Annotated in this window: 3 protein-coding genes; all 3 read right to left on the bottom strand. The window is 73.7% G+C overall.

The window, feature by feature from the left end; translation table 11 throughout:
* On the bottom strand, nt 1-984 hold a 984-nt coding region (locus tag ACZ4SW_RS37030), incomplete at its 3' end, for a GlgB N-terminal domain-containing protein (RefSeq protein ID WP_468253487.1).
* Entirely contained in the window at nt 981-2366 is a 1386-nt protein-coding gene (locus tag ACZ4SW_RS37025) for a maltokinase N-terminal cap-like domain-containing protein (protein WP_468253486.1), read from the bottom strand. The genes ACZ4SW_RS37025 and ACZ4SW_RS37030, both read right to left, overlap by 4 nt.
* 44 nt (nt 2367-2410) lie before the next feature.
* Nucleotides 2411-2634, bottom strand: a 224-nt coding sequence (locus ACZ4SW_RS37020; protein WP_468253485.1) for an alpha-glucosidase C-terminal domain-containing protein, incomplete at its 5' end; no start/stop codon positions are given.

Genomic DNA, 2634 nt, shown 5'->3' with positions numbered 1-2634 from the left:
GTCGTCGGGGGTGCCCAGGCGGGCGGTCGGCGCATAGAAACCGGTGACCTGATAACCCCAGGACCCGCCGAAGGGATGCTCGGCGATCGGCATCAGCTCGACATGGGTGAAGCCCAGCTCCTTGACGTAGGCCGGGAGTTGTTCGGCCAGTTGCCGGTACGACAGCCCCGGCCGCCAGGACGGCAGATGCACCTCGTACACCGAGAACGGCGCCTCGTGCACGGGTGTGTCCGCTCGGTGCTCCATCCACGCGTCGTCGCCCCACTCGTACGCCGACTCCGTCACGATGGACGCGGTCGCCGGCGGCACCTCCGTGCGGCGGGCCATGGGGTCCGCGCGCACGGTGTGGCTGCCGTCGGGGCGCGCGATGTCGAACTTGTAGCGGGTTCCGGGCCCGATGCCGGGCACGAACAGCTCCCACACGCCCGAGGAACCGAGCGAGCGCATCGGGTACGCACGGCCGTCCCAGTGGCAGAAGTCCCCGCACAGCCGGACCCCGCGGGCATTCGGCGCCCACACCGTGAAGCGGGTGCCCCGCACCCCCGCGTGGGTCATCACCTGAGCGCCCAGCGCCGTCCACAGCTCTTCGTGCCGGCCCTCGCCGATCAGGTGCAGGTCGAACTCTCCGAGCGCGGGCAGGAAGCGGCACGGGTCGTCGGTCTCCTGGACGGTGTCCTCGTACGCCACGAGCAGCCGGTGATCCGGTACGTCCCGCAGCGGCAGCAGGGCGGAGAAGAAGCCGTCGCCGTCGTCGTGCAGTTCGGCCCAGGCGTCGCCGATGACGACGGTGACCGAGAGCGCGCCCGGTCGCAGCGCGCGCACGGCGACCCCGTCCGGCACCGGGTGGGCGCCCAGTACCGCGTGGGGGTCGTGGTGGGTGCCGGCCAGCAGCCGCTCCCGATCCCCGGCCGGCGCGGGCGCGGGTGCCGGGGTGCCCAGGTGCGGCGAGGCGAGCGGAGGCGGGGGTGCGGTGTGCGGGGTCACGGCGTCGGCCTCCTGTCACCGGGGCGTCGGGCGAGGCGTGCGATCGCCGCCATCGGCACCGGCAGCCAGTCGGGGCGGTGACGGGCCTCGTACAGGACCTCGTACACGGCGCGGTCCGTCTCGTAGGCGCGCAGCAGCTCGGGTTCCGCCCGGGGGTCCCAGCCCGCCTCGGCGGCGTAACCGGCGCAGTACGCCTCGCGGCAGCGCAGCGCCCACTCGGGCTGCCACGGCCGGCGGGCATGGGCGGCGTAGTCGAAGGAGCGGAGCATGCCCGCGACATCGCGGACCGGCGACTGGGGGAGGCGCCGTTCGGGGAGCGGGCGCGCCGGTTCCCCCTCGAAGTCGATCACGTGCCACTGGTGTTCGGCCCGCAGCACCTGGCCCAGGTGCAGATCGCCGTGGATGCGCTGGGCGGGCCGGGGCGCCTCGAGCGCGGCCAGTTCCGTGAACGCGGAGCGCAGCCCGTGGGCGTACGGCAGCAGTTCCGGTACGGCATGGGTGGCCTCCCGCAGCCGCTCGACCATGCCCGCGGTGAGCGGTCCGGTGCCGGGCGGGTCCTGGGGTTCGACGGGGAACGCGGCGGCGAGGGCCAGGTGCACCTCGGCCGTGGCCCGCCCCAGTTCGTACGCCTCCTCGGTGAACTCCCGCCCGGCCGCGAGTGCGGTGAGCGCCTGCGTCCATCCGTCGGCGGCGCCGTGCAGGAAGGGCTGGAGCACGCCGAGCGTCGCGGCCCAGGGGCTGGAGGTGCGGAACCAGGCCGCCGGCGCGGGGACGCGGGTGCAGCCCTGCCGGACCAGGGCCCAGGGCACCTCCAGGTCGGGGTTGATCCCGGGGCGCACCCGGCGGAAGATCTTGAGGATGTACGCGTCGCCGTACACCAGGGAGGAGTTGGACTGCTCGGCTTCGAGGAGGCGGGGCGTGAGCCCGCTGGGTATGGTCACCCGTCTGTCGCGTTCGAAGCGGAGGGCGCCCGCGGTGCCCGGCGTGCGCAGCCGCTCCAGGAGCAGGGACGCCGAGCGCGGGTCCTGGAGGGCGTCGTACACCAGCAGCCCCGCGAGCGGTCCCTCGCTCGCCCGTCCGAGCACGGCCGGGGAGAGCCGTGGGGACAGCGACTGTCCGGCGCCGAGTAGCAGTTGGTAGCAGTCGTGGCCCGGGGCGGCGGCGGGCGAGCGCCCGGTGCAGTCCGCACGGGCCAGGACGTGCAGGCAGCCGGGGTGCAGTGCGGTCACCGACAGCAGGGTCAGGTCCGTGACGGGACGTCCCTTGCCGGCGAACCAGCGCTGGCGCGGCAGCCACTGGCGCAGCAGGCCGGAGAGCGAGGGCAGCAGCGAGGCGGGGCCGATGTCGTCCTGGCTGAGCGTTGCGGTCTGGGTCTTCGGCATGGCCTCGCGTCCTTTCCGTGCCGGCCGGCGTCGACGGCCCTGGTTCAACTGGTCACGATCACGTTGACCTTGGTGGCCTGGGGGACGTTCTTGCGGAGGCGGAACCAGTAGAAGCCGTGGCCTGCGAGGGTGAGCAGGTAGGGCAGTTCACCGATGGCCGGGAAGCGGACCTGGCCGATCAGTTCCACCGGGTGCCGGCCCGCGAACCGGCGCAGGTCCAGCTCGGTCGGCTGGGCGAACCGGGAGAAGTTGTGCACGCACATCACCA

This window comes from Streptomyces sp. NPDC028331 (assembly GCF_055565775.1).
This window is presented reverse-complemented; position numbering and strand designations above follow the sequence as displayed.

What these genes read in the sequence shown, in the direction of transcription:
- ACZ4SW_RS37025 (WP_468253486.1), bottom strand. Translation starts at nt 2,366, where the DNA reads ATGCCGAAGACCCAGACCGCAACGCTCAGCCAGGACGACATCGGCCCC.